Source organism: Cellulosimicrobium composti (assembly GCF_009711085.1).
In the GTDB taxonomy this organism is placed as follows: domain Bacteria; phylum Actinomycetota; class Actinomycetes; order Actinomycetales; family Cellulomonadaceae; genus Cellulosimicrobium; species Cellulosimicrobium composti.
On record NZ_WMKA01000057.1, the window covers coordinates 1 to 23,828 of the forward strand.

The window sequence follows — 23,828 nt, forward strand, 5'->3', positions numbered from 1 at the left end:
TCGCGCACGCCGACGACTACCGGGCCGAGTACAACACTGAACCGTCACGGGTTTCGTGCCGTCTTCATGCTGGCTGCGGCTCCGGGTGGAGGGCAGTGGTTGCAGCGTAGTGGGCTGCTTCGGCCTCGGCCGGGGTGAGCATCGCGAGGGTGGAGTGCAGTCGGCGGTGGTTCCACCAGTCGACCCAGGCCATGGTCGCCATCTCGACGTCGGTCAGATTCTTCAGCGGCCCGGTCGTGAAGGGGCCGGGTTTGATGCACTCGTTCTTGAACAGCCCGATGATCGACTCCATCAGGCAGTTGTCGTAGGCGTCCCCGACGGTGCCGATCGACGCGGCGATGCCCTGCAGTGCCAGGTGCTCGGTGTAGCGCACGGACACATATTGAGACCCGGCGTCCGAGTGCGCCGTCAACTGCCCCGCGACGACGGGGTGCTGCTGCTGGTCACGGGCCCAGCAGGCCATGCGCAGCGGGACCAGGACGAGGTCGGTCGGGCGGGTGCTCATCGCGTGCCACCCGATGATGCGCTGGGCGAACACGTCGACGACGAACGCGACGTAGGCGAACCCGGCCCAGGTCCGGACGTAGGTGAAGTCGGCCACCCAGACCCGATTCGGCGCCGGCGCGCGGAAGTCGCGGTTGAGCAGGTCCCCGGCCCGCACCCCGTCCTTGGCCCGGATCGTGGTGCGGTGCGCCCGGCCGCGTCGCAGCCCGTTCCAGCCGTGCTCACGCATCAACCGGTCCACCGTGCAGTGCGCCACGACCAGACCCTGGCGGCGCAGCATCGCGGTCGTCTTGCGCCGCCCGTAGAGCGACTCCGGCGTCGCCCGCCCCTGGGCGTCTACGCGCAGCGAACGGATCGCGTCGACGACCGCCGCATCGGACACCGTCCGGGCTGCCGGTGGCGCCAGCGTCCAGGACCGGTAGGTTCTCGCGGCGACCTGCACTCCCTGCTCACGCAGGACGGTGCAGACCGACTCGACCGCGAAGCCCTGGCCTCTCATCTGGTCGATGAACCCCATGATCAGCGGCCGCGGGAGTCGAGCTCTCCCGCGAAGAAAATCGAGGCCGCACGCAGAATCGCGTTCGCCTCGGACAGGCGCTTGTTCTCCGCCTTGAGCCGGCGGATCTCCTCCGACTCCGCACTGGTCATACCAGGCCGGGCACCGTCGTCGATGTCGGCCTGCGCCACCCAGCGGCGCAACGACTCCCGCGCGATCCCGAGCTGGGCGCCGACCGCGACCGACGCCGCCGTCACCGACCCGTAGTCGCCCATGTGCTCACGCACCATCCGCACCGCCCGAGCCTTGACCTCGGGGTCATACTTCTTCGGCATCTCGCCATCCTTCATCACAAGGAAGCGGCAGAGAACCCGTGACGGTTCACACCGTGCGACCGCACGAGGCGATCGCCTGGAACCGGCCCCTGGAGGTCCACCTGGGCCTGGCCGACCCGCTGACCCCCAACTTTCCCGAGACCCAAAACCTGCCAGCAGCTTGACGCGGGACACTCCCACCGCACCGCGAGCTTGAACGCGAGGTTGAGCACAACCTTGGCCTTCTGCGCCCGGTCGTAGCTGCGCTTGCGCAGCTGCTTGAGGAGCTTGTCGACCCGCCGCACGGAGATCTCGCGCAGTGCGAGGTGCTCGAACGCCGGCAGCACGAGCGTGCGCATGTCCCGCTCGTACCGGTACCGGGTCGATGCGGCGAGCTTGCCGGCGTCGTCCAGGCTCTCCAGCCAGGCGTCGACCAGGTCACCGAACGGCGAGTCGGCCGTCAGGTCCTCCTCTCCGCCGGCGCGGACCGTCTCGTTGTTCGCGATCTTCCTCTTCAGCAGCCTCAGGGCTTCGGCACGCGTGCGACCGGTGGTCTTGATCGTGCGGACCCTGCCGTCCTGCTCGCGGTAGCGCACGCGGGCCTGGACCTTGCCGCTGGGGGTGTCGACGAAGTACTCGCCGCCGTAGGCGCCGATCGGTGTGCGGGGTCGTCCCATGGCCGATCACCGCTTCCCGCTCATCGCGGGGATTCCTGCGGACTGCTCCCGGCAGGACGCCAGCCAGGCGCGCACGTCGTCGGCGTCGTAGCGCAGGTGGTTGCCGATCTTGTAGGCGGCCGGGCCCTCGCCCTTGGTGCGCCAGTCCTTGATCGTCTTGATCGGGACCGCGATGAACTCCGACAGGTCCGCGATGCTCATGAGCGGCTCGAGCCCGCCGCCGGGCGTGGTGTCGTGCTTCATGCCAGGCAGGTGTGCGACCCGGCCCAACCGGATCAGCACGCCTCGGACCGCCGGCGTCAGGGCGGGCGTGGCGTAGGGCCGCGAGCGGCCTCTGCGACGGGGTTCTTGGTCCCTTTTTGGTCCCTGGATCAATTCTGGGCCACCTTTCGGTTGCGGCCACCGATCCGGCCCGACCCATGAGAATGGCCCCTGGCCTGCAGTGATGCAAGCCAGAGGCCCATTTCGGTTTGTCGGGCTGACAGGATTTGAACCTGCGACCCCCTGACCCCCAGTCAGGTGCGCTACCAAGCTGCGCCACAGCCCGTGGCGACGTCACAAGGCATCCCACTCGGCACAACACCGCGTGTCCTGGCCCCGTGAAGCCTCGGATACTCTACCCCATCCGCGACGCGCGCAGCGCACCGTTTGCCCCGGTCGGGGCTGTGCCGTCGGTCTCGGCGGGAGCCGCCGGTTCGGTGCCGCGCTCCCCCGTCGGCAGGTGGGCGCGCCACGCGAGCGCGACGACGGCCAGGCACAGCGCGGCGACGCCGAGCCCGCCGAGGAACATCTGGGTGTACGTCCACCGCACGGACAGCGCGGCGAGCGCGACGGGCACGAAGAACCCGAGGTACGTGAGCGAGTAGTAGACGGCGGTGAGGCCGGCGAGGTCGTCGGGGGTGGCGATGCGCTGGACCTCGCTGAGCCCGGCGACGAGCGCGAGCCCGTACCCGGCGCCGAGGACCATCGCGGCGAGGAGCGCGGTGACGAGGTCGAGCCGTGCCGCGGCGACGGCGCCGAGTCCCATGCCGACGACGACGATGGTCATCGCGACGACGGACGCCCGCGCGCTGTGCCGGGTGTCGATGAGCCGGCCGAGCACCTGGATGCCGACGCCGCAGCCGAGGGCGAGCACGGTCATGAGCCCGGAGAACGCGATGGGCGCTCCCCCGGCGCTGGCGGACACGAGTCCGGGCAGCACGGCGTACGCGCTCCCGGCGCAGCCGAACACCCACGGCGCGACGGGCACGACGACGCGCAGGAACCGCCGGTGCGCGACGGCCGGGACGCGCAGGTCGTCGCGCAGCCGGCCGCGCGCGGCGGCGTCGGGCGCGGGACGCGTCTCGGGCACGCGCAGCACCCACACCCCCGCGACTGCGGCGAGGGCCGCGTGCAGGAGGTAGGCGGTGTGCGTGGGCCCGGGTGCCCACTGCGCGAGGACGGCCGCGACGCCCGCCCCCACGAGGAAGCCCAGCGTGAGGGACAGCCCGGCGCGCCGGGCGCCGGAGCCGCCGTCGGACGTCCCGGACGTGCGCGCCGCGGCGTCGGTGAGCTCCGTGATCCACGTGGTCCCGACGGCCATGACGAGGCCGAGCGCGACCCCGCACAGCACGCGCCCCGCGGCGAGGAGGGCGGCGGACGACTCCCCGGCCGCGAGCACGAGCGACCCGGCGAGCGCGACGGGCGCGGCGGGCAGCAGCAGGGGGCGCCGGCCGTACCGGTCCGAGAGCGGGCCGCCGACCAGGAGCGCGGGCACGATCCCGAGGACGTACGCGGCGAGCAGCGCGTCGACGGTCACGGCGGAGAAGTGGCCGACCTCCCGGTACATGACGAGCAGCGGCGTGAACTCGTTGCCGCCCCACGCGACGGCGAACATCACCATCGCGACGGGCAGCCACGCCCGGCGCCCGACGACGGCCCGCGCCCCGGCCACCGACGCGGCGGCCTCGCCCTGGGTCGCCGTGGTCGTCGCCGCGCTCACAGGCCCGCCCTCGCGTCCTCGAGGTGGCGCTGGATGCGGCGCTTGTACGTGCGCGTGTCGCGGACCTCGAGGGCGTCGACGAGGCCGCGGTGCCCGGCGACGAACGTCGCGGCACGGCTCGGGTCCCATCGGACGCTGTGCGCGACCATGCGCTGCTGGCGTTCGCGCAGGCTCACGAAGAACGTGCTGAGCAGTCCGTTGCCGCCCGCGGCGACGATCTCGTGGTGGAAGCGCGCGTCGAGCGTCGCGTACTCGGCGACGTCTCCGTCGGCGACCGCGGCCTCCTGGGCCGTGACGAGGTCGCGCAGGAGCGCGACGAGCGTGGCGAGCTCGGCGTCGGGCAGGCGCACGACGGCCTGGGCGGCGTGGGTCTCTACGAGCAGGCGCGCGTCGAGCACCTCGTCCGCCTCCCCCGGCGCGACGGGCACGACGAGCGCGCCCCGCTTCGGGTAGAGGCGCAGCAGGCCCTCGGTCTCCAGGCGCAGGAACGCCTCCCGGACGGGAGTGCGGCTCACGCCGAGCTGCTCGGCGATCTCGCCCTCGCTCGTCATGGACCCGCCGGGCAGACTCCCGTCGAGGACGAGGGACTTCACGTGCCGGTACGCCTGCTCGGTGGCAGAACCGCTGGTCGTTCGAGGCATAGATACATGATGCATCTATGTGGTGCACGACATCGACCGGAGTCGCCCCCTCAGGCACGTGCCTCTCGTCACACCGCCCGGGCAACCCTCAAGCGACAGCTCATCCCTCGCCGTGCTGACACCTTCGCCCGGACTGTGAGCAAGGAGCGACGCCGAGTGCAGCGTCGCGACTCGTGTCCCCGCCCGTCGGCCCCGGTGCCGGAGGCGGCACGAACGGGCCTTCCCTCCCTCACGGGTGCATGCGGGATCCCTTGACGACCTTGTCGACGGCGTTGCGCGGCCCGCGCAGCCCGATGCCGACGAGGTCGAGGTCGTCGCCGCGCACGGCGGCGACCGCCGCGCGGTTCGCGGCGTCGTGCCCGGTCGCGAACAGGTCGCGCGTGTACACGACGAGCGGGATGCCGCGCCCGAGCGCGCGTACGCGTGCCGCCGCGAGCACGTCGGCCGAGGCGGTGAGCACGACGACGGGCTGGCGCAGCATGGGCAGGTACGCGGTGCCGTCCGCGTCCCGGTACGCCTCCCCGACGAGCCCGGGCGCGCTCGTCGCGATGCCGCTCACGAGGAACGCCGTGACGTTGAGCTCCTGCCACGGCAGGAGGTCGTCGCGCAGCACGACGGCGATCTTCGTGTCGAAGCGCACGGGTGCCGCGTCGGGCGCGCCCGGCGCGTCGGGGACGGGGGGGCGCGAGGGCGTCGTTCTGGTCCATGACCTCAGTGTTCGCCGGGCTCGTCGGCGGGTCTTGTACGTTTCTTGCATGGCCGACTCCGTGCGGGCCTGGCGCCCGGAGGTGCCGCTGGTGCGCGAGGTGCTCCACGCGACGTTCGAGCGGCACGCCTACCCGGCGCACACGCACGACGCCTGGACGGTCCTGCTCGTCGACGACGGCGCGGTGACCTACGCCCTCGACCGCGCGCCGCACGACGCCGTGCCCGCGACCCTCACGCTCCTGCCGCCGCACGTGCCGCACGACGGCCGGTCCGCCGTCCGGGGACGGCCGTTCCGCAAGCGCGTGCTGTACCTGGACCCGACGTGGCTGCCCGCGCCCGCCGCGGACGCCGCCGTCGCGGGGCCGCTGCTGCGCGACCCGGCCGCGCTCGCCGCCGTCGCCGACGTCCACGGCGCGCTCGACCACCCGGCGGACGCGATGGCCGCGGAGTGCGGCGTCCTCACGCTGCGCGACGTCGTCCGCTCCCACCTCGGCTCCCCCGCCTCGACCGCGCGCGACGCACCGCTCGCACGGCGGCTGCGCGCCCTCCTCGACGACCGCCTCGCCGAGTCGTTCACGATCGAGGAGGCGGCCCGCGTGCTCGGGGCGCACCCGAGCCACCTCGTGCGGGTCTTCTCGCAGACGTACGGGATCCCGCCGCACCGCTACGTCACCGGTCGCCGCGTGGACGACGCGCGGCGCCTGCTCCTGCAGGGGCGCTCACCCGCCGAGGCGGCCGCCGCGGTGGGCTTCCACGACCAGGCGCACCTCACGCGGCACTTCCGGCGCGTGCTCGGCACGACGCCGGGCGCGTTCGCCGCCTGACGCCGTCGTCCGTCGGCGCGCTCCGGGTCAGCGCTCCACCACGGGACGCACGTCCCGGCCCAGCACCGTGCCCAGCCGCGCGACCTCGACGGCGAGCGCGTCCCGCGGACCGTCGGCGCCGTCGAACCACGTGACGCGCACGTCGTCGCCCGTGAGCCTCCACGTGCCCGCGACGACGCCGCCCACCGTCACGACGGCCGCACCGCGGCTCACGATCCCGCGGTGCGCAGCCGGGACGACGCGCGGGTCCGCCGTGCCGGGACCGAGCACCCACTGGTCGAACGCGGGCAGCAGGCGCACCGCGTCGGTCGGGCGCGCGTCCGCGAGGTCGTCGGCGTGCTCGCGGGGCACGAGCGCGACGTCTCCCTCGACGTCGACCTCCACGAGCGCGTCCTCGCGCAGCTCCGCGAGCCACCGGTCGAGGCGCGCTCGCCCGGCGCCCAGTCCTTCGCCGAGCCAGTAGTGCACGCGGTCCGGCGTCGCCGGGCCGTACGTGCCGAGGTACGCGAGGACGGCGTGCCGGCCCGCGGCGTCGAGGTCCGGCCAGTCGACCCACGGCGGGTCCGTGTCGACGCGCTGGAACGCGGTCCGGCCGTCGCCGGCGGGCGCGAAGCACATGTCCCCGAACCAGGTGAGCGGCTTGAGCAGCGTGTCCGTGCCGTCGCCGAACCACGGCCGCAGGTGCGCGAACCGGTCGTGCGCCGCGACCGCGTCGCCGAGCTCGGACCGGGTGAGGGGGCCGTCCGCGAGCGCCTCGCGCACGACGGCGCGCAGGTCGGGCCAGTCGTCGGGTTCGAGACGGTAGGAGGTGCGCCAGGACGCGCGCTCCCACATGCGGCCCGCGCGGCGCAGCGCGAGGTACGCTCCGCCGTCCGCGGGCGTCAGCAGGTGCGTCGCGCCGCGGAACGCGTAGGTGCGCACGAGACGCCCCTCGGCGAGCGCCCGCCCGACCTCGCCCGGCTCGGACGTGCGCTGCCGCACGCGGACGGCGAGCTCGGCCGCGTCGTCGGAGGCCGCCGGGACCGCGCCGAGCCGCGCGACGACGCGGTCGGCCGGGTCGTCGCCGACCGGGTCGAGCAGGTGCCGTCGTGCGCGCCAGGCGAGGGCCTGGGCCCAGGTGAGGGGCACGTCCACGGGCCGGCCGACGGTGCCCACGCGACGCTCAGGAGACGGGGCCGGCACCCCGGGCGACCTGGAGCACGCGCGCGGTGCCGGGCTCGTCGGGGTCGTCGGTGATCGGACGGCCGTCGAGCCAGCACCCGACGACGTGCGCGAGCTCGCCGGGGTGGCTGAAGTTCATGGCGTGCGCGGCGCCGTCGATCGCGACGACGGTCACGTGCGGGGGCGCGAGCGAACCGACCTCGCGCACGCGCCACGGCGGTGGCATGAGCGGGTCCTGCGTGCCGATCACGGCGAGCGTCGGCACGGGGACGCGCAGCACGCGCTCGAGCGAGGGGAACCGGGCCAGCTCCGCGAAGAGCTGCAGGGCGTTGATCGGGCCGAACCGCACGTAGTCGGGCACCGCGACGCGGGCCATGCGGGGGCTCTCGCGCACGGCGTCGCGCGCGAGCTGCGCGACCGCCCGGGCGAACGGCTGGTTGTGCACGCCCCCGGCGGGCGAGGCGAGCACGACCCCGGCGACGCGCTCGGGCGCGGCGTGCGCGACCTCGAGGCTGATCGGGCCGCCCATGGAGTTGCCGACGAGGACGACGCGGTCGAGCTCGAGCGCGTCGAGCGTCGAGCGCAGCGCCCACGCGAGGGCGGGGATCCCGAGCGGGTGACCCCACTCCTCGCTGCGCCCGTAGCCCGGGAGGTCGGGCACGACGGCTGTCGCGCGGTGCGCGAGGCGTTCGGCGGTGGGCAGGAGGTAGGTCCCCGAGATCGCGAAGCCGTGCACGTGCACGAGCGGCGGCGCGCCAGGCACCTCGGGGCCCGTGCGCACGAACACCTCGCGGCCCTCCACCACGACGTGGCGGGAGCTCCACCCCTCGCCGGCCATAGGGCGATGGTCGCAGACCGGGCGCTCCGGGTCACCGGGTGCGCGGCGCAGGCACCCGCGGCGGGTGAGGTGCGTCGGCCTCAGATCGTGACCGGACCGAGACCCGGGTCGTTGCTCGTGCTAACCGTCGTGAAACGACGGGGAAACAGGGTCTTGTGAGCATCGCTGGCGGCAGGGGGCCCGATCAGCACGACCGGCGGCACCGTCCCACGGACGCGCCGCGAGGAAGGACCGCCCCATGACCCGTCCCGTCCCCCGCCGACGGCTGCGCCCGCGCGCGGCGCTCGTGGGCGGCCTCGCGCTGGCTGCGGCGGCGCTCGCCGCCCCCGCGCACGCCGCCCCGTCCGTCACCGCGGTCACGCTCGGCACACCGGCCTCCGTCGAGGTCGGCGCGGAGGTCACGGTCACGGTCGCCGCGACCGGCGCCGTCGACCTGTACGCGTACGACGTGGCCGTCGCCTACGACCCGGCGCTCGTCGCGCTCGTCGACGACTCGGTGGTCACGCCCGACGGCGGCTTCGCCGACGTGACCGACGACGCCGCCGGCACGGTCACCGTCGCGCACACGCGCCTGGGCACGTCGCCCGGGCTCGAGGGCGACGTCACCCTCGCGACCCTGACGTTCACGGCGGTCTCCGACGGCGTCGCGACGTTCGCCGTGCCCGCGGCCACGCTCGTCGGCGCGGACTCCGCCACGGTGACCCTCACGGACGCGGCGACCGGCACGACGACCGTCACCGCGGCCGCGGCCCCGCCCACCGACGAGCCGACCGACGAGCCGAGCGACCCGGCCGACGACGGCGGCACCCCGAGCCCCGGGGACGACGGCGCGTCCGACCCGTCGTCGTCCCCGACGGGGTCCGGCTCCACCGGGCCCCTCGCGACGACCGGCGCGAGCGTCGCGTGGTTCGCCGGGGCCGCGCTGCTCGCGGTCGTCGTGGGTTCCGGGATCCTGCTCGTGCGCCGGCGGGCGGCCACGCGATGACCGGCCCCCGCCCCGACCTCACGCGCGCGCACCGCGCGCCCGTCACCTCGAAGGAGTCGTCCGTGACCACCACCCACCGGCGCGCCGCCACGGGCGGGCTCGCCGCCCTGACGATCGGCGGTCTCGTGCTCGGCGCCGTGAGCGCGCCCGCCGCGACCGCGGCCCCGGAGCCGCGGACCGCGCCGCTCCTCGCGCCCTACTGGACCGAGCTCGACCTCACGGGTGACGCGCAGGTCACCACGGCCGACCTCGACGTCGTCGCCGCGGCGCTCGGCGCCACGTCCGGCGACGCGGGCTGGGACGACGTCGCGGCCGCCGACGCGGACGACGACGGCACGATCACGGTCGCCGACCTCGCCGCGGTCTCGCAGCGCATGGTGTACGACGACGGCCCGTTCGAGCTCGTCGAGGCGTCCGTCCTCGACATGCAGGCCGCGATGAACGCGGGCACGACGACGTCGGTCGAGATCACGCAGGCGTACCTCGACCGGATCGCGGCGTACGACGCGACGCTCGTGGACCCGGGCGCGGGCGGTCGGCCGCTGCACTCGATCATCACGACGAGCGACGTCGCGCTGGAGGCCGCCGCGCGCGCCGACGCGGTGCGCGCGAGCGACGGCATGACGAGCCTGCTGCTCGGCGTGCCCGTCGCGGTCAAGGACAACTACGACACGAGCGACATGCCCACGACGGGCGGCTGCGGGTGCTGGGACGCGAACCAGACCGCGACCGACGCCGCGATGGTCGAGGGCCTGCGCGCCGACGGCGCGGTCATCCTCGCGAAGGCCAGCCTGGACGAGTTCGCGTTCGGCTTCGTGTCCGAGCACTCCGCGTTCCAGGCGGCCGGGACGAGCACGCTCGTCGCAAGCCCCTACGTCACGAGCCGCACGGCCGGCGGGTCGAGCGGCGGGACGGGCGCGGCGATCGCGGCCAACCTCGCGGGCCTGGGCCTCGGCACGGACACCGGCGGCTCGATCCGCGTGCCGTCGTCGTACAACCAGCTCGTCGGCGTCCGACCGACGGTCGGGCTCGCGAGCCGGGACGGGATCATCCCGCTCGCGCTCAGCCAGGACACGGGCGGACCGATGGCGCGCAGCGTCCTCGACGCGGCCGTCGCGCTCGACGCGGTCGCGGGCGTCGACGCCGCGGACCCGGTGACGTCGCGTCAGGAGGGCAGGGTCCCGGCCTCGTACACGCAGTACCTCGACGCCGGCGCGCTCGACGGCGCGCGGATCGGCTACGTCCCGTCGATGATCGGCACGAACACGACCACGCGCCGGCTGTGGGAGGAGACCCGCGCGACGCTCGAGCGGCTCGGCGCGACCGTCGTCGAGGTCACGCCGCCCACGACGTGGTCGCCCGTGCTGCCGAACGGCTTCGCGAGCGTGCTGAACGAGGGCTCGGGCTCGACGAACGAGTTCAAGCACGACCTCGACGCGTACGTGGCCGCGCACCTCGCCCCGCAGGTCGAGGCCCGCTCGCTCGCGGGCATCGTGGAGTCCGGGCGCTACGTGCCCTCGCGCCGCAGCACCTACGTCTCGCGCGACGCGGTCACCGAGGAGACGTACCAGGCGTGGGCCGGGCCCGAGGGCAGCCACACGAAGGTGCTCGCCGAGGGCAAGGAGCTCGTCACCGCGATGCTCGACGACGCCGACCTCGACGCGCTCGTCTACCCGAGCGCGAACCCGTACGGCACGATCGGCACGAACCTGCGGCTCAGCCCCAACACCGGCCTGCCCGCGGTGTCGGTGCCGATCGGCCAGGCGGTCGAGTCCGACGCCACCGTGACGGGCGGCGGCGTCAACCTCGAGCTCCTCGGCCGCGACTTCGACGAGGGTCCGCTGCTCGGGCTCGCGTACGCGCTCGAGCAGGCGACGCACGCCCGCACGAGCCCGGCGCTCTACGGCCCGCTCGGCTGACTCGGGCGTCCCCGCGCGCGACGGCGGCCGGTCCCCTCGGGGCCGGTCGCCGTCGGCGCGTCCGTCCACCCGCCGTGACCGAAAAGCGGCTTTCCGTACCGGGGTGGTACTGTCCGCGCTGACACCGCTATCACCTCAGCGCCGAGGAGACGTACGGATGACCAGCAACGGCTTCATGTCCCGCAGGCCCGCGACCAGGACGGCGACGTCGTCCCGCCTCCGGCGGATCGCGCTCGCGGCGATGACCGCGGCGAGCCTCGCGCTCGGCGGCACGGCCGCCGCGGCCGCCGCCCCCGCACCGGCCGGCTCCGGCCCCGCGCCCGCCGCCCCTGCGCTCGCCGCCCCGGCCCTCGCCGCCGAGGACCTCGCGCTCCCCGCCGCCGAGGCCGACGACGACGGCTGGTTCACGAGCTGGGCGCAGTCGCAGCAGCGTGTGTCCACGAAGAACTTCGACAACCAGTCGTTGCGCATGGTGACGCGCCTGAGCCAGGGCGGCGACGCCGTGCGGATCCGGCTGCAGAACCAGTTCGGGACGGGACCGGTCGTCATCGACCAGACCAACCTGGCGCTGAGCGCCGGCGGCCCGGCGATCGTCCCCGGGACGGACCGCGTGCTCACGTTCGACGGCGCGCGGAGCGTGACGATCCCCGTGGGCGGCGAGGTCTGGAGCGACCCGACCACGATCGGCACCGCCGCGCAGGACGAGCTCGCCGTGACCTTCTACCTCGCGCGCCCGACCGTGACGAGCCTGCACGACCGCGCGGGCCGCAACAACTACGGCGCCCCGCTCGGATCGGGGAACCTCAACGGCTCGGTGTCCGGGGCGTCCTTCACGGAGAACCTGCCGTGGACGTACTTCGTCAGCGCCGTGGACGTCTACAACACCGACCTCGCGGGCACGGTCGTCGCGTACGGGAGCTCGGTCGTCGACGGCGTGGGCAGCGAGAACTGCGGCCCCGGCTGCGACGCGTTCGGGCAGGACCGGCGCTGGACCGACGAGCTCGCGCGCCGCGTCGTCGCCGAGCTGCCCGCGTCGCAGCAGGTCGCGGTCGTCAACGAGGGCATCAGCGGCACCACGAGCTCGCCCGTGTGCGGCGGGGGCGGCCTGGACGGCGTCTCGCGTCTGGAGCGCGACGTCCTCGCCCTCCACGGCGTCACCGGCGTGATCTTCTACTACGGCACCAACGACCTCGCGAACGGCTGCACCGACGAGACGATCCTCGCGAGCTACCGGCAGATCTTCGAGCGCCTGCGCGCCGCCGGGATCGAGGTGTACGTCACGCCCATCACGCCCCGTCCCGGGTACACCGCGCTGCAGAACCAGCGCCGCGCCGTCGTCAACGCGTTCGTCCGCGAGGGCGGGAACTGCAGCGGCACGTGCGACGCCGTCTTCGACTTCGACGCCGTCCTGCGGGACCCGGCGAACCCGAATTCGATCTACCCGCCGTACGACACGGGCGACGGCGTGCACGCGAACGTCGCGGGCCAGGAGGCCATCGCCGCCTCGATCCCGGTCGAGCGCCTCGTCCCCGCGGGCCCGGCGGTCACGACCGACGTCCGCGAGCGCTGCCTCGCCGGCACGCCCTACCTCGCCGTGCGCGTGACCAACGACGCGGACGTCGCGCTCGACGTCGACGTCGCGACCGCGTACGGGTCGCGGTCGTTCGCGGGCGTCGCTCCCGGGGCGAGCGCCTACCAGGCGTTCCCCGTGCGCGCCGAGCCCGCCGACGACACCACGGTGACGGTCACGGCCCGCGCCTCCGGGGGCGGGGTCCGCGAGACCGTCGAGGAGGTCGTGCACTCGGTGCCGGCGTGCTGAACGGCCCGGACCCGCGCTCGGGCGATGGCGACGGCGGCCCCGCGACCACGGCGACCGTCCGCCCCGCCCGGGCTCGGGCCCGGCGGACGAGCGGCTGCGGCACCGGCGTCTGACCCGGACGAGCCCTCCGTCCCGGTCAGGGCCGGGTGACGTCGAGCAGCGCGTCGACGGACCCGGCCGACTCGACGAGGCCCGCCCAGCCGGCGTCCGCGACGACCTGCGCCTCCGCGTCGGTGAGCAGCCGCAGGGTGCGCACGTGACCGACCACCGCGCCGTCCGCGTCGCGCACGTCGTCCAGCTCGGTGCCCCAGCGCGAGCCCGTCGCGACGATCGCGGAGATCCGCGTCCCCGTGAGGAAGGGGTCGCCGTTGCGCCACGGCGTCCCGAGCGGCGGGGTGCGGCGGTTGACCGCGACGTCGTCGCACACGATCCGCAGCGCGACCAGCCCGGCCCCCTCCTGTCCCTCGGCCACCTCGACGGCGAGCTCCACGGGCGGACCCGCGTCGACGGGGAGCCGTGAGACCCCGGCCGTGAGCAGCGTGGTCGGGCCGCCCGTCGGTCGCTTGACCACGACCATGACCGAGCCGCCGAGGCGTTCGTCGAGCAGGGCCGGTGGGACGCCGAACGCGTCGAAGACGTGGTTCGGGAAGGCGTCGTGGCTGGCGGCGAGCGGGACGTCGGTCATCGCGGCAGCCTAGCCGCGGCCCGGGTCGCGACCCGCGACGGACGCCGCTACGTGAGGTCGCCCACCTCGGCGACGACGCGCTCGGCGAGGGCTGCGAGCGCCGCGAGCTCGTCGGGCGTCGCGAGGTCGACGAGGTGGCGGCGCACGGACTCGACGTGCGCGGGGGCGGCGGCCTCGAGCGTCGCGAACCCGTGGTCGGTGAGCACGACGACGGCGTTGCGCCCGTCGCCCGGGTCGGGCTCGCGCGTGACGAGCCCGCGCGTCTCCATGCGTGCGAGGTGGTGCGAGAGCCGGCTGCGCGACCAGAGCATGCGCGCGGCGAGCTCGCGGAGCTGCCACCGGTGGTCGGGCTGCTCGGAGAGCGTCGACAGGACGTCGTAGTCGGGGTCGGACAGCCCGGAGTCGCGCGCGAGGTCGCGGGCGAGCGCGACGGGCAGCACGGTCTGCATGCGGCGGTAGGCGCGCCAGGCGCGCTCCTCGTCGGGCGTGAGCCAGCGGGGCGGTGCGGCGTCGGTCATGGGACCAGCATCCCACACTCGTTGACATGTCATCGAGTCCCGTGCTTGGATCGATGACATGTCAACGACACGGCGCATCGTCCAGCTCGTGGCCGGGCTCGCGCTCTTCGGCGCGAGCATCGCGCTGCTCGTGCGTGCCGAGCTGGGCCTGTTCCCGTGGGACGTGCTGCACCAGGGCGTGGCGCGCGCGACCGGCCTCCCGCTCGGCGTCGTCGTCATCCTCGCGAGCGTCGTCGTGCTGGCGCTCTGGGTCCCGCTGCGCCAGCGGCCGGGGCTGGGCACCGTCGCCAACGTGGTCCTCGTCGGAGTCTTCGTCGACCTCACGCTCGCCGTCCTGCCCCCGGTCGACGCGCTCGCGCCGCGCATCGGCCTGCTCGTCCTCGGCGTCGTGCTCAACGCCGCCGCGACGGGCCTGTACATCGGCGCCGGGTACGGGCCCGGGCCGCGCGACGGGCTCATGACCGGGCTCGCGGCGCGCGGCTGGCCGCTGGGCTGGTCGCGCCTCACTGTCGAGCTCGCCGTCCTCGGTGTCGGGCTCGTGCTCGGCGGCACGGTCGGCGTCGGGAGCGTCGTCTACGCCCTCGCGGTCGGACCGCTCGTCCAGCCGTTCCTCGCCCTGTTCACCGTCCGGGCGCCGCACTCCGCGGACCGCGCCGGTTCCGTCCCCACCCCCTCAGGAGACCCCTCGTGAAGCTGCTCGTCGTCGTCGCCAGCACCCGCCCCACGCGCGTCGGCCCGGCCGTGGCCGACTGGTTCCTCGCGCAGGTGCCCGCCGACCCGGACCTCGAGGTCGACGTCGCGGACCTCGCCGAGATCGCCCTGCCGTTCCTCGACGAGCCCGTGGACGCACACTCCGGGGGCTACGTGCACGCCCACACGCTCGCGTGGAGCGCGCGCGTGGACGCGGCGGACGCCGTCGTGCTCGTCATGCCGGAGTACAACCGCGGGTACACGGCCCCGCTGAAGAACGCGCTCGACTACCTGGCCGACGAGTGGCGCGACAAGCCGGTGGGCTTCGTGTCGTACGGGATGTCGTCGGGCGGGATGCGCGCCGTCGAGGCGATCACGCCCGTCGTCGTCGCGCTCGGCATGCTCCCGGTCGGGGCCGCGGTGACCGTGCACCTGCGCCGCTGGCTCGGCGAGGACGGCCGCGTCCACGACGACGGCACCCTCGCCCGCGCCGCGGCGCGCCTGCTCGGCGAGGTCCGCCGCCTCGCCGCGCTCCTGCGCCCCGCACCCGTCCCGGCCGCCTGAGCCGGTCCCGTCGCCGCCCGCGCGTGCCCCGTCGAGGCCGGACGTCCCCATGGCGGCTTCTCTCGAAGCCGCACAGCCTCGGTCAGCCCTCGGCCGGGTGAAGGTTGGCGAACAGGTCGTTGAGGGCTTCGGTCATGGACGGGTGGGTGTAGATCTCGTCGCGCAGCCGGCTGGCGGTGATGCCGTGGCGCATGGCGAGAGCCACGGTGTTGATCGTCTCGTGCGAGTCGTGGCTGAGCATGGTGACGCCGAGGACCCGGTCGGTCTCGGCGTCGACGACGGCTTTCATGACGCCGCGCGGGTCGTGCACGATGCGTGCGCGGGGCACGGTGGCCATGTCGGCGACGTTGCGGGTGGCGATGCGCAGGGGGCGGCCGGTCGCACGGGCCTCGGTCTCGGTGAGCCCCACGCGGGCCAGGGGCGGGGTCATGAAGAGGGCGAACGCGACGGCTCGACGGTCGGTCGTGGTGCGTCGCCCGGCGCCGGTGAGGTCGTCGAGGACGATGCGGTAGTCGTCGAGGGAGATGTAGGTGAACTGAGGGCCGCCGTTGACGTCGCCGACCGCGTAGACGTGGGGCTGGGTGGTGCGCAGGTGCTCGTCGACGACCACCGCGCCGTTCGCATCGGTCTGGATGCCGACCGCGTCGAGGCCGAGGTCGGCCGTGTGCGGGCGGCGCCCGAGTGCGGCCAGGACGGTGTCGGCGCGCACCGTCCGCTCGACGCCGGCCGGGTCGGTGAAGGTGACGACGGACGCGGCGTGGTCGTCCTTGACGTCGGTGACGACGACGCCGGTGTGGACGGTGACGCCCGCGGTCGTGAGGATCTCGGTGGCCGCGGCGGCGATGTCGTCGTCCTCGCTGCGCAGGATCCGGGGTCCGCGCTCGAGGAGCGTGACGCGGGTACCGAACGCGGCGTGCATCGAGGCGAACTCGACGGCGACGTAGCCGCCACCGATCACCACGAGGTCGTCGGGTCGTTCGGGTCGCGCGAGCAGCTGCGTGCTGGTGACGAGGTGGGAGCTGTCGCGCAGCCCGGGGACGGAGGGCAGGACCGGGTCCGCTCCGGTGTTGATGACGATCGTCCTCGCCGTCACGCGCAGGGTGTCGCCGCCGGCGCGCACCGTGAGGGTGTGCGGGTCGGCGAAACGCGCCGTGCCGGTGATCACGGTGACGGCGTCGAGGGTGTCGAGCATCGAGAAGTTCTTGCCGCGCAGCAGTGCGGTGAGGTCGGCGGTGCGGCGCGCGGCCTGCTGGTAGCGCCCGGGTCCGGGGCCGCTCAGGGTCTCGGCGTCGTAGACGAGGGCCTTGGTGGGGACGCAGCCGATGTTGATGCACGTGCCGCCGTACATCTGGTCGGACTGCTCGATCATGGCGACGCGCTGACCGCGTCGACCCAGGGCGGCGGCGAGGGTCTTGCCGCCCTTGCCGAACCCGATGACGGCGAGGTCGACGTCGAGCTCGGTGGGCAGAGCACTGCTGGTCTCGGGGGCGGGGGTGGTCATGGTCAGGTCCCGGTCTCCGGCGGTGCGTCGCTGCACAGGCTCACCTCGACCGGTGCACCGGACGCGATCGTGCTGGTCCGCCGGGTGATCTGCCGGATCATCGTCGCGAGCTCCTGCGGCGGCGGAGCGCCCGCCGCGGGATCGCCCCGAAGGCCTGGACGAGGTACGTCATGAGCCGACGGTAGGCCGGACCCTCCTGGTGCGCCAGATGTCGGAGCAGCTAGTGGCGCGCCGGCCGCCACCCGGTCCCGCGGCGCTCGTCGTCCCCTCCGAGGCCGGCGCCGAGCGCGGCGAGCACGAGCAGGTCGACCGTGAGCCCGGCGACCCCGACCCACTGCAGCGCGCGAAACACGAGGAGCTGCGTGAGCAGCAGCGAGACGAGCACGCCGCGCCGCACCCACACGGCACCGGCCCGGCGGTCCTCGGCCCGCCCGCCGCGCGCGACGACGACGCCCGCCACGACGCACGCGACCGTCGCCGACGCGCCCACGACGATCCCGACGCCGACCCAGCGGGGCACGTCGATGCCGCCGCCGAGCACGCGCAGCCCGGCCGCGAGCGACCCGAGCGCCGTACCGAGCACGAGGACCACCACGACGACGGCCGCCCAGCGCCGCTGGAGGGCGGCCGCGAACCACGACGACGCGCGCCGCACGAGGGCGCGCACCGGGTCGGGCACGTCGACGTCGTCGCGCGGCACGGCCTCGACGAGCACCGCCACCTCGTCCGCCGCGGGCTCGCCGCGCCCGAGCTCGACGAGCGCCCGGGCCTCGGCGCGCGCGTCGTCGGTGAATCCGCCCGCGACGCCGGCGACGGCCCGGTCCGTCGCGACCGCGAGGTACTCCGCCGGGTGGTGCCGACGCCGGCCGTGCAGGGCCTCCACGACGAGGACGAGCACGACGACGGTCGCGTAGATGAGCGCCGCCGTCGGCTCGTAGAAGTAGTCGTTGTCCGCCGTGACGAACTTGCCGATCTCGTCGACGAACAGGCCGAACCCGACGCCGCCGAGCACCGCTCCGAGCGAGCGCAGCGCCGGGCCGACGAACGACAGCAGCACGACCACGGCGAGCGCCATCCCGAGCCCGCCCCACAGCACGTGCGCGACGTGCAGGTCCCCGCCGCCGACCTGCGGGTACCCCGACGCGGCGAGGAGGAAGCGCGTGACGAGCACCGTCGCGACCGTGACGACGAGGAACGTCACCAGGTGCCGCACCGCGGCGGTGTCCCGGGCGACGCCGAGGCGCAGCACGCCGCCCCGCCGGGTCAGCCCGGCGGGAGCGGTGCGCGCGCGCTCGCTCACCGCTTGCGCTTCTCCCGCACGCGCACGCTGATCTCGATGGGGGTGCCCTCGAAGCCGAACGTCTCGCGCAGGCGACGCTCGATGAACCGGCGGTAGCCCGCCTCGAGGAAGCCCGTCGCGAAGACGACGAAGCGCGGCGGGCGCGTGGACGCCTGCGTCGCGAAGAGGATGCGGGGCTGCTTGCCGCCGCGCAGCGGGTGCGGGTGCGCCGCGACGAGCTCGCCGAGGAACGCGTTGAGGCGCCCCGTGGGGATGCGCATGTCCCACGACTCGAGCGAGCGCTGGATCGCGGGCACGAGCCGGTCGGTGTGCCAGCCGGTGCGCGCGGAGACGTTGACGCGCGGCGCCCACTGCACCTGCACGAGGTCCTTCTCGATCTCGCGCTCGAGGTACGGGCGACGGTCGTCGTCCATGAGGTCCCACTTGTTGTACGCGATGACGAGCGCGCGCCCCGCGTCCACGACCTGGGAGATGACGCGCGTGTCCTGCTCGGTCAGCGGCACGGACGCGTCGACGAGGACGACCGCGAGCTCGGCCTTCTCGATCGCGGCCTGCGTGCGCAGCGACGCGTAGAAGTCGGCGCCCTTCGTCTGGTGCACGCGGCGGCGGATGCCCGCGGTGTCCACGAGCACGTACGGGACGTCCTTGATCGTCACGAGCTCGTCGACCGGGTCGCGCGTGGTGCCCGCCGTCTCGTCCACGACGACGCGGTCGGATCCGGCGATCTTGTTGAGCAGCGACGACTTGCCGACGTTGGGGCGCCCGACGAGCGCGACGCGGCGCGGGCCGGTGGGCCGCACCTCGCCGTGCGCGGACTCGGTGGGCAGGGCCGCCATCGCTGCGTCGAGAAGGTCGCCCGTGCCGCGGCCGTGCAGGGCCGAGACGGGATGGGGCTCACCGAGGCCGAGGCTCCAGAGGTACGCGGCGTCCGCCTCGCCCGACTGCCCGTCGACCTTGTTGGCGCACAGCACGACGGGCTTGCCGGACTCGCGCAGCAGGCGCACGACGCGCTCGTCCGTGGCCGTCGCGCCGACGGTCGCGTCCACGACGAAGAGGACCGCGTCGGCGAGCGAGATCGCGACCTCCGCCTGGTCCGCGACCTTCGACTCGATCCCGGCGACGTCGACCTCCCAGCCGCCGGTGTCGACGAGCGTGAACCGGCGACCGGCCCACTCGGCGGGGTAGCTCACGCGGTCGCGCGTGACGCCAGGCTTGTCCTCGACGACGGCCTCGCGGCGGCCGAGGATGCGGTTGACGAGCGTCGACTTGCCGACGTTGGGCCGCCCGACGACGGCCAGCACGGGCAGCGGGGCCTCGAGCTCGTAGCCCTCGACGGGCTCGCCGTCGGCGTCGAGGAGGACGAGGTCGGTCTCCTCGAGCTCGTAGTCCTCGAGGCCGGCGCGCAGCGCGCGCTCGCGAGCCTCGTCGTCCGCGGAGTCCGCGAGCGCCAGGGGCTCCTCGGCCTGCCCGACGGCGTCGGTCTGTCCGGGCGTGCCGGTCTGGGCGGGGTCGGGTGTGGTCATGGGGTCCATTCTCCCAGGCCGCGCGCCGGGCTCCGAACGAAGCCCGGCCGGTGTGGCGCGCGGCACGCCGCCGGGCCCGCGATCCGTCAGCCGGCCGCGCCGTCCCGGAGGGCGGCGAGACGCTCGACGACGGCCCGCACGACGTCGTCCGGCACGGGCTCGGCGAGCGGGAACCGCAGCGTCCCCTTGCCGTCCTGGTAGCGCGCGACGCGGCGCGCGAGCGCGTCGTCGACCTCCGGCACGGGGTACAGCGACACGTGGTGCGCCCAGCCGGCGAGGTAGACGACGTACCGCCCGTCGCGCGTGAACGTCGGGATGCCGTAGCTGATCCGCTCCTCCAGCCCGGGCACCGTGTCGTGGACGACGGCCCGCAGGTGCGCGACGACGTCGCGCGCGTCCGGGGCGAGGGTCGCCAGGTACTCGTCCACGGTCGTGGGCTTGCCCGGTGCGTCGACCATCGGTCCTCCCCGTGCGCTGCGGTGCGCGCGCTCCACGACCGGACCGGGCGCCTGAGCGCGAACCTACCGCGCGGCGGGCGTGCCCGCGAGGCGCACGAGGACGACGCCCGCCACGACGAGGACACCGCCCGCGGCCTGCACGAGCGTCGGCGCCTCGCCGAGCAGGAGCCACGCGATGACGACGGCGAACAGGACCTCGGAGAGCCCCACGAACGACGCGAGGCGCTCCCCCATGCGCACCGTCGCGGCGACGCCGGACACGTACGCGAACGCCGTCGCGACGAGCACGACCACGGCGAGGGGGACGAACCACGGGACGGACGAGCCGAGGAGGGCCACCTCGTCGAACCGCGCGGCGAGGGGCAGCAGGCCCACGAGTCCCGCGGCGCCGAGCCCCGCCGCGCCCACGCCCAGCCCGGCGGCGGCGAGGGCGACGGGCGGCAGGCGCGTCGGGCGGGCCGAGAGCACGAAGTAGGTGCCCACGCCCACGGCCGCGCCGAGGGCCAGCAGGACGCCGACGAGGTCCGGGCGGGCGCCGCCCGGGTCGACGACGAGCACGAGCCCGGCGACCGCCACGACGCAGCCCGCGAGCGTGAGCCGGGGCGGGACGCGGCGCGTGCGCGCCCACGCCAGGCCCACGAGCAGGACCGGGGCGAGGTACTCGACGAGCAGCGCGACCCCGACGGGCATGCGCGCGACGGCCGCGAAGTAGCACAGCTGCGTCCCGGCGACCGCCACGAGGCCGAAGCCGAGGACGAGGCGCCACTCGGCGCGCAGCAGGCCGTGGCTGCCGCGCAGCGCGACGGCGGCGAGCGGCGCGAGGACGAGCGCGGAGCACAGCGCGCGGGCGAGCACGGCGGCGCCGGGCGACCAGCCGGCCTCGAGCAGCGGCTTGACGAACGGTCCGCTCGCGCCGAACGCGAGCGCGGAGGCGAGACCCACGAGGACGCCGGTGCCGGGCCGGTCGCCGACGACGTGCGCGACCGCCCCGTCCGCGCTCACGCCGCCGCCCGCCGCTCCCGGTTCGGGTCGTCCAGCGGCAGCGCGACGCCCGTGCGCGCGACGGTGTCCGCGACGAGCGCGGCGAGCGCCGTGCGGATCCGCTCGTTCGCGTCCTCGAGCGCCTGCTTGCCGCTCGTGCCCGGGGCGCGCTCGACCTCGAACGGCTCGCCGAACCGGACGACGAGGCGGCGCCGCAGTCCCGGGAGCCGGTTGACGCCCTCCCCCGTGCGGCGCGTGCCGAGCACCGCGACGGGCACGACGCGCGCGTGCCCGGTGAGCGCGAGCCACGCGGCGCCCGCGCGGGCCGACGTCGCGTCGCCGCGGCCGCGGTTGCCCTCGGGGAAGACGCCGACGGCCCCGCCGCGGCGCAGCACCGCGAGCCCGGTCGCGAGCGCCCGGCGCCCGCCGGCACGGTCGACGGGGATCTGGCCCGCCGCGCGCAGCACCCAGCCCACGGGCCCGACGAACATCTCCTCCTTGACGAGCACGTGCAGCGGGCGTGGCGCGACGCCGAGCACGACGGGCCCGTCGACGAAACCCGTGTGGTTGGCCGCGAGCACGACGGGTCCGTCCACCGGGACGTTCTCCGCGCCGATCACCTGCGTCGCCCACACGACGCGCGCGAGGAAGCGCCCGACCCAGCGCGACCACGCCGGCCCGGCCGGCGACGGCACGCGGTCGGCGGACGCCGCCGGACTCACGAGCCCTGGCGCGGGCCGACCACCCGCCCGGTGACCTGCGTGACGACGGCGAGCACGGCGTCGACCGTCTGCTCGAGGTCGAGGTCGGACGAGTCGACCGTCACGACGCCGTCGGCCGCGACGTGGAACTGCGAGACCGTCGCGTCGTCGCGGTCACGGCGCAGCACCTGGTCCTTCGTCGCCTCGACCGCGGCGGCGTCGGCCGTGCCGTGCACGTCGAGGGAGCGCCGTGCCAGGCGCGCCTCCTCGCTCGCCGTGAGCAGCACGCGCACGTCGGCGTCGGGCGCGACGACGGTCGTGATGTCGCGGCCCTCGGCCACGACGCCGCGCCCGCCCGCGTACCCCTCGGGCGTGCGCTCGGCGTCGATCACCGCGCGCTGCAGGCGCCGCAGCTCGGCCCGCACGTCGAGGTTCGTCGCGACCGCGCTCACGGCCGTCGAGATCTCGGTCGAGCGGATCGCCTCGCCCACGTCGGTGCCGTCCACGTGGACGGTCGGGGCCGACGGGTCGAGACCCATGACGAGCGGCATGACGCGCACCGCGCGCGCGACCGCGACCTGGTCCGTGAGGTCCTCGCCACGGTGCAGGCACCACCACGTCGCCGCGCGGTACATCGCGCCCGTGTCGAGGTACGCGAGCCCGAGCCGGCACGCGACCCCCTTCGAGACGCTCGACTTCCCCGACCCGGACGGGCCGTCGACGGCGATCGTCAGCGGGCCCTCGTGCGCTGCCGCGCCCCCCGCGCTCACTGGGCCAGGTCCTTGCGCAGCGTCGTCGCCCCGTGGAGGTACACGTGCTGGACGGCGGAGCGCTCGACGTCGAGCTCCGCGTGCGCCATGAGGCGCACGACGCGCGGGAGCGCGCCCGGCACCGCGATCTCCGTCGCGCACATGAGCGGCACGTCGCCGAGGCCCATCTCGCGCGCCGCCGCCGCCGGGAAGTCGGCGACGAGGTCGGGCGTGCACGTGAAGAGGATCGAGATGAGCGCGTCGGTGTCGACGGCGTTCGCGTCGAGGACCGCCCGCACGAGCTCTCGCGTGCGCTCGAAGAGGTGCTCGCGCTCGTCGGCGTCGAGCTGGGTCGCGCCCCGGATCGCCCGGACCGGCATGGATGGTGCTCCTTCGTGCGGGACGGCCCGCCTCGCGGCGGTCCGTCGGGGTGGTGGTGCGGCGGCGGGCTAGAGCCCGACGCTCGCCATGAGGGTGCCGAGCTCCGTGCGGCCGAGGACGCGCGTCGTGCCCGGGCGGAGGTTGCCGAGCGCGATCGGGCCGATGCGCGTGCGCACGAGGCGCGTCACGGGGTGCCCGACCTCGTCGAACATGCGGCGCACGACCCGGTTGCGGCCCGAGTGCAGCACGACCTCGATCATCGTCTGGTCGGCCACCTGGTCCACGACCTTGTACGCGTCCGCGCGCACGACGCCGTCCTCGAGCTCGATGCCGTGCAGGAACCGGTTGGCGACGTTGCCGGGCACCTTGCCGCGCACCGTGACGAGGTACGTCTTGGCGACCTCGTGCGACGGGTGGGCGAGGTGGTTGGCGAGCTCGCCGTCGTTCGTGAGCAGCAGCAGGCCCTCGCTGTCCGCGTCGAGGCGGCCCACGTGGAACAGCCGCTCGGACCGGTCGGCCACGAGGTCCGCGATCGACGGGCGGCCGTCCGGGTCGTGCATCGTCGACACGACGCCGCGCGGCTTGTTGAGCGCGAGCGTCACGCGCGACGAGTCGAGCTGCAGGCGCATGCCGTCCACGTGCACGACGGCGCTCGCCGGGTCGATCCGCACCCCGAGCTCGCTGACGCGCACGCCGTCGACCTCGACCCGGCCCTGGGTGATGAGCTCCTCGCACGCGCGGCGCGAGCCGAGGCCCGCGGACGCGAGCACCTTCTGCAGGCGCACACCGTCCTCGACGTGCACGTCGCGCTGCGGCTCCGCCGGCTTCCCGCGCCCCGCACCGCGCGGGGCGCCGCCGGCACGGCCCGCGCCCGGACGACCGCCGCCCGACGCGCCGCCGCTCCCGGCGG

Annotated in this window: 25 protein-coding genes and 1 tRNA gene; 6 read left to right on the top strand and 20 right to left on the bottom strand. The window is 75.0% G+C overall.

The genetic code is table 11. The features are described from left to right. Positions 1-64: 64 nt before the first annotated feature. The 7 genes from GJV82_RS17085 to GJV82_RS17115 all read right to left on the bottom strand — a co-directional run bounded on the left by GJV82_RS17085 (position 65) and on the right by GJV82_RS17115 (position 5,253). Positions 65-1,335, bottom strand: a protein-coding gene (locus GJV82_RS17085; RefSeq protein WP_155100060.1) for an IS3 family transposase whose coding sequence is annotated in 2 segments (ribosomal slippage) — positions 65-1,062 and positions 1,062-1,335 — 1,272 coding nt in all. Because the reading frame shifts where the segments join, the coding sequence is not laid out codon by codon here. A 14-nt stretch (positions 1,336-1,349) separates the two neighbouring features. Continuing rightward, positions 1,350-1,991 (bottom strand): hypothetical protein, encoded by a 642-nt coding sequence (locus GJV82_RS19585; RefSeq protein ID WP_196217292.1) that lies wholly within the window; start codon positions 1,989-1,991, stop codon positions 1,350-1,352. A gap of 6 nt (positions 1,992-1,997) precedes the next feature. Then, a complete protein-coding gene (locus GJV82_RS17095; RefSeq protein WP_155100061.1) occupies positions 1,998-2,234 on the bottom strand; it encodes a helix-turn-helix transcriptional regulator in 237 nt (78 codons plus the stop codon). 230 nt (positions 2,235-2,464) lie between these two features. Beyond that, a tRNA-Pro gene (locus tag GJV82_RS17100) sits at positions 2,465-2,538 on the bottom strand. Positions 2,539-2,607: 69 nt separating this feature from the next. Continuing rightward, positions 2,608-3,972, bottom strand: coding sequence for an MFS transporter (locus GJV82_RS17105; RefSeq protein ID WP_318657764.1), 1,365 nt, complete (start codon positions 3,970-3,972; stop codon positions 2,608-2,610). After that, positions 3,969-4,613: a GntR family transcriptional regulator gene (locus GJV82_RS17110; RefSeq protein ID WP_155100062.1), complete on the bottom strand. Its 645-nt coding sequence runs from the start codon at positions 4,611-4,613 to the stop codon at positions 3,969-3,971. The genes GJV82_RS17105 and GJV82_RS17110 overlap by 4 nt, the downstream gene beginning before the upstream one ends. Positions 4,614-4,842: 229 nt before the next feature. Next, positions 4,843-5,253 carry a DUF2000 domain-containing protein gene (locus GJV82_RS17115; protein WP_318657765.1) on the bottom strand — a complete coding sequence of 137 codons (411 nt, stop codon included), beginning with the start codon at positions 5,251-5,253 and terminating at the stop codon, positions 4,843-4,845. 115 nt (positions 5,254-5,368) lie between these two features. On the opposite strand from GJV82_RS17115, the gene GJV82_RS17120 reads away from it, so the two are divergent. After that, complete coding sequence (locus GJV82_RS17120; RefSeq protein WP_155100064.1) at positions 5,369-6,145, top strand: helix-turn-helix transcriptional regulator; 777 nt, start codon at positions 5,369-5,371, stop codon at positions 6,143-6,145. Between the two features lie 27 nt (positions 6,146-6,172). Here GJV82_RS17120 and GJV82_RS17125 read toward each other — a convergent pair whose 3' ends face one another. Continuing rightward, a complete protein-coding gene (locus GJV82_RS17125; protein ID WP_318657766.1) occupies positions 6,173-7,279 on the bottom strand; it encodes a DNA glycosylase AlkZ-like family protein in 1,107 nt (368 codons plus the stop codon). A gap of 28 nt (positions 7,280-7,307) precedes the next feature. Then, a complete protein-coding gene (locus tag GJV82_RS17130) occupies positions 7,308-8,144 on the bottom strand; it encodes an alpha/beta fold hydrolase (protein WP_155100065.1) in 837 nt (278 codons plus the stop codon). A gap of 238 nt (positions 8,145-8,382) precedes the next feature. Here GJV82_RS17130 and GJV82_RS17135 point away from each other — a divergent pair, with 238 nt between their 5' ends. From GJV82_RS17135 to GJV82_RS17145, 3 genes are all read left to right on the top strand, one after another. Continuing rightward, the gene (locus tag GJV82_RS17135; protein ID WP_155100066.1) at positions 8,383-9,129 is read left to right on the top strand and encodes a cohesin domain-containing protein; all 747 of its coding nucleotides are present in this window, start codon (positions 8,383-8,385) and stop codon (positions 9,127-9,129) included. Positions 9,130-9,191: 62 nt separating this feature from the next. Continuing rightward, positions 9,192-11,048 carry an amidase family protein gene (locus GJV82_RS17140; protein WP_318657767.1) on the top strand — a complete coding sequence of 619 codons (1,857 nt, stop codon included), beginning with the start codon at positions 9,192-9,194 and terminating at the stop codon, positions 11,046-11,048. A 157-nt stretch (positions 11,049-11,205) separates the two neighbouring features. Next, complete coding sequence (locus GJV82_RS17145; RefSeq protein WP_225873447.1) at positions 11,206-12,867, top strand: GDSL-type esterase/lipase family protein; 1,662 nt, start codon at positions 11,206-11,208, stop codon at positions 12,865-12,867. Between the two features lie 136 nt (positions 12,868-13,003). Here the strand turns inward: GJV82_RS17145 and GJV82_RS17150 are convergent, their stop codons facing one another. After that, positions 13,004-13,552, bottom strand: a complete 549-nt coding sequence (locus GJV82_RS17150; RefSeq protein WP_155100068.1) for a suppressor of fused domain protein — start codon at positions 13,550-13,552, stop codon at positions 13,004-13,006. Positions 13,553-13,599: 47 nt separating this feature from the next. Further along, positions 13,600-14,070 (bottom strand): MarR family winged helix-turn-helix transcriptional regulator, encoded by a 471-nt coding sequence (locus tag GJV82_RS17155; RefSeq protein ID WP_155100069.1) that lies wholly within the window; start codon positions 14,068-14,070, stop codon positions 13,600-13,602. A gap of 58 nt (positions 14,071-14,128) precedes the next feature. Between GJV82_RS17155 and yczE the strand changes: the two genes are divergently transcribed. Both yczE and GJV82_RS17165 read left to right on the top strand, forming a co-directional pair. Further along, on the top strand, positions 14,129-14,761 hold the full coding sequence (yczE, locus tag GJV82_RS17160; RefSeq protein WP_155100070.1) for a membrane protein YczE: 633 nt from the start codon (positions 14,129-14,131) through the stop codon (positions 14,759-14,761). Beyond that, the gene (locus GJV82_RS17165) at positions 14,758-15,324 is read left to right on the top strand and encodes an NADPH-dependent FMN reductase (protein ID WP_318657768.1); all 567 of its coding nucleotides are present in this window, start codon (positions 14,758-14,760) and stop codon (positions 15,322-15,324) included. The genes yczE and GJV82_RS17165 overlap by 4 nt, the downstream gene beginning before the upstream one ends. A gap of 82 nt (positions 15,325-15,406) precedes the next feature. Here the strand turns inward: GJV82_RS17165 and GJV82_RS17170 are convergent, their stop codons facing one another. From GJV82_RS17170 to GJV82_RS17210, 9 genes are all read right to left on the bottom strand, one after another. Further along, positions 15,407-16,825, bottom strand: a complete 1,419-nt coding sequence (locus GJV82_RS17170; protein ID WP_155100071.1) for an FAD-dependent oxidoreductase — start codon at positions 16,823-16,825, stop codon at positions 15,407-15,409. 220 nt (positions 16,826-17,045) lie between these two features. Then, the gene (locus GJV82_RS17175) at positions 17,046-18,125 is read right to left on the bottom strand and encodes a hypothetical protein (protein ID WP_196217293.1); all 1,080 of its coding nucleotides are present in this window, start codon (positions 18,123-18,125) and stop codon (positions 17,046-17,048) included. Further along, positions 18,122-19,657 carry a ribosome biogenesis GTPase Der gene (gene der, locus GJV82_RS17180; RefSeq protein WP_155100072.1) on the bottom strand — a complete coding sequence of 512 codons (1,536 nt, stop codon included), beginning with the start codon at positions 19,655-19,657 and terminating at the stop codon, positions 18,122-18,124. Before der ends, GJV82_RS17175 begins: the two co-directional genes overlap by 4 nt. Positions 19,658-19,734: 77 nt before the next feature. After that, positions 19,735-20,106, bottom strand: coding sequence for an iron chaperone (locus GJV82_RS17185; RefSeq protein WP_155100073.1), 372 nt, complete (start codon positions 20,104-20,106; stop codon positions 19,735-19,737). 63 nt (positions 20,107-20,169) lie between these two features. Next, positions 20,170-21,108 carry a DMT family transporter gene (locus GJV82_RS20825; RefSeq protein WP_318657769.1) on the bottom strand — a complete coding sequence of 313 codons (939 nt, stop codon included), beginning with the start codon at positions 21,106-21,108 and terminating at the stop codon, positions 20,170-20,172. Continuing rightward, on the bottom strand, positions 21,105-21,782 hold the full coding sequence (locus GJV82_RS17195; RefSeq protein WP_318657770.1) for a lysophospholipid acyltransferase family protein: 678 nt from the start codon (positions 21,780-21,782) through the stop codon (positions 21,105-21,107). The genes GJV82_RS20825 and GJV82_RS17195 overlap by 4 nt, the downstream gene beginning before the upstream one ends. Before the next feature lie 23 nt (positions 21,783-21,805). Then, on the bottom strand, positions 21,806-22,558 hold the full coding sequence (cmk, locus tag GJV82_RS17200; protein ID WP_318657771.1) for a (d)CMP kinase: 753 nt from the start codon (positions 22,556-22,558) through the stop codon (positions 21,806-21,808). Continuing rightward, the gene (gene aroH / locus GJV82_RS17205; RefSeq protein WP_115942606.1) at positions 22,555-22,917 is read right to left on the bottom strand and encodes a chorismate mutase; all 363 of its coding nucleotides are present in this window, start codon (positions 22,915-22,917) and stop codon (positions 22,555-22,557) included. The genes cmk and aroH overlap by 4 nt, the downstream gene beginning before the upstream one ends. A gap of 69 nt (positions 22,918-22,986) precedes the next feature. After that, the coding region (locus GJV82_RS17210; protein WP_404812995.1) for a pseudouridine synthase at positions 22,987-23,828 on the bottom strand (842 nt) is incomplete at its 5' end.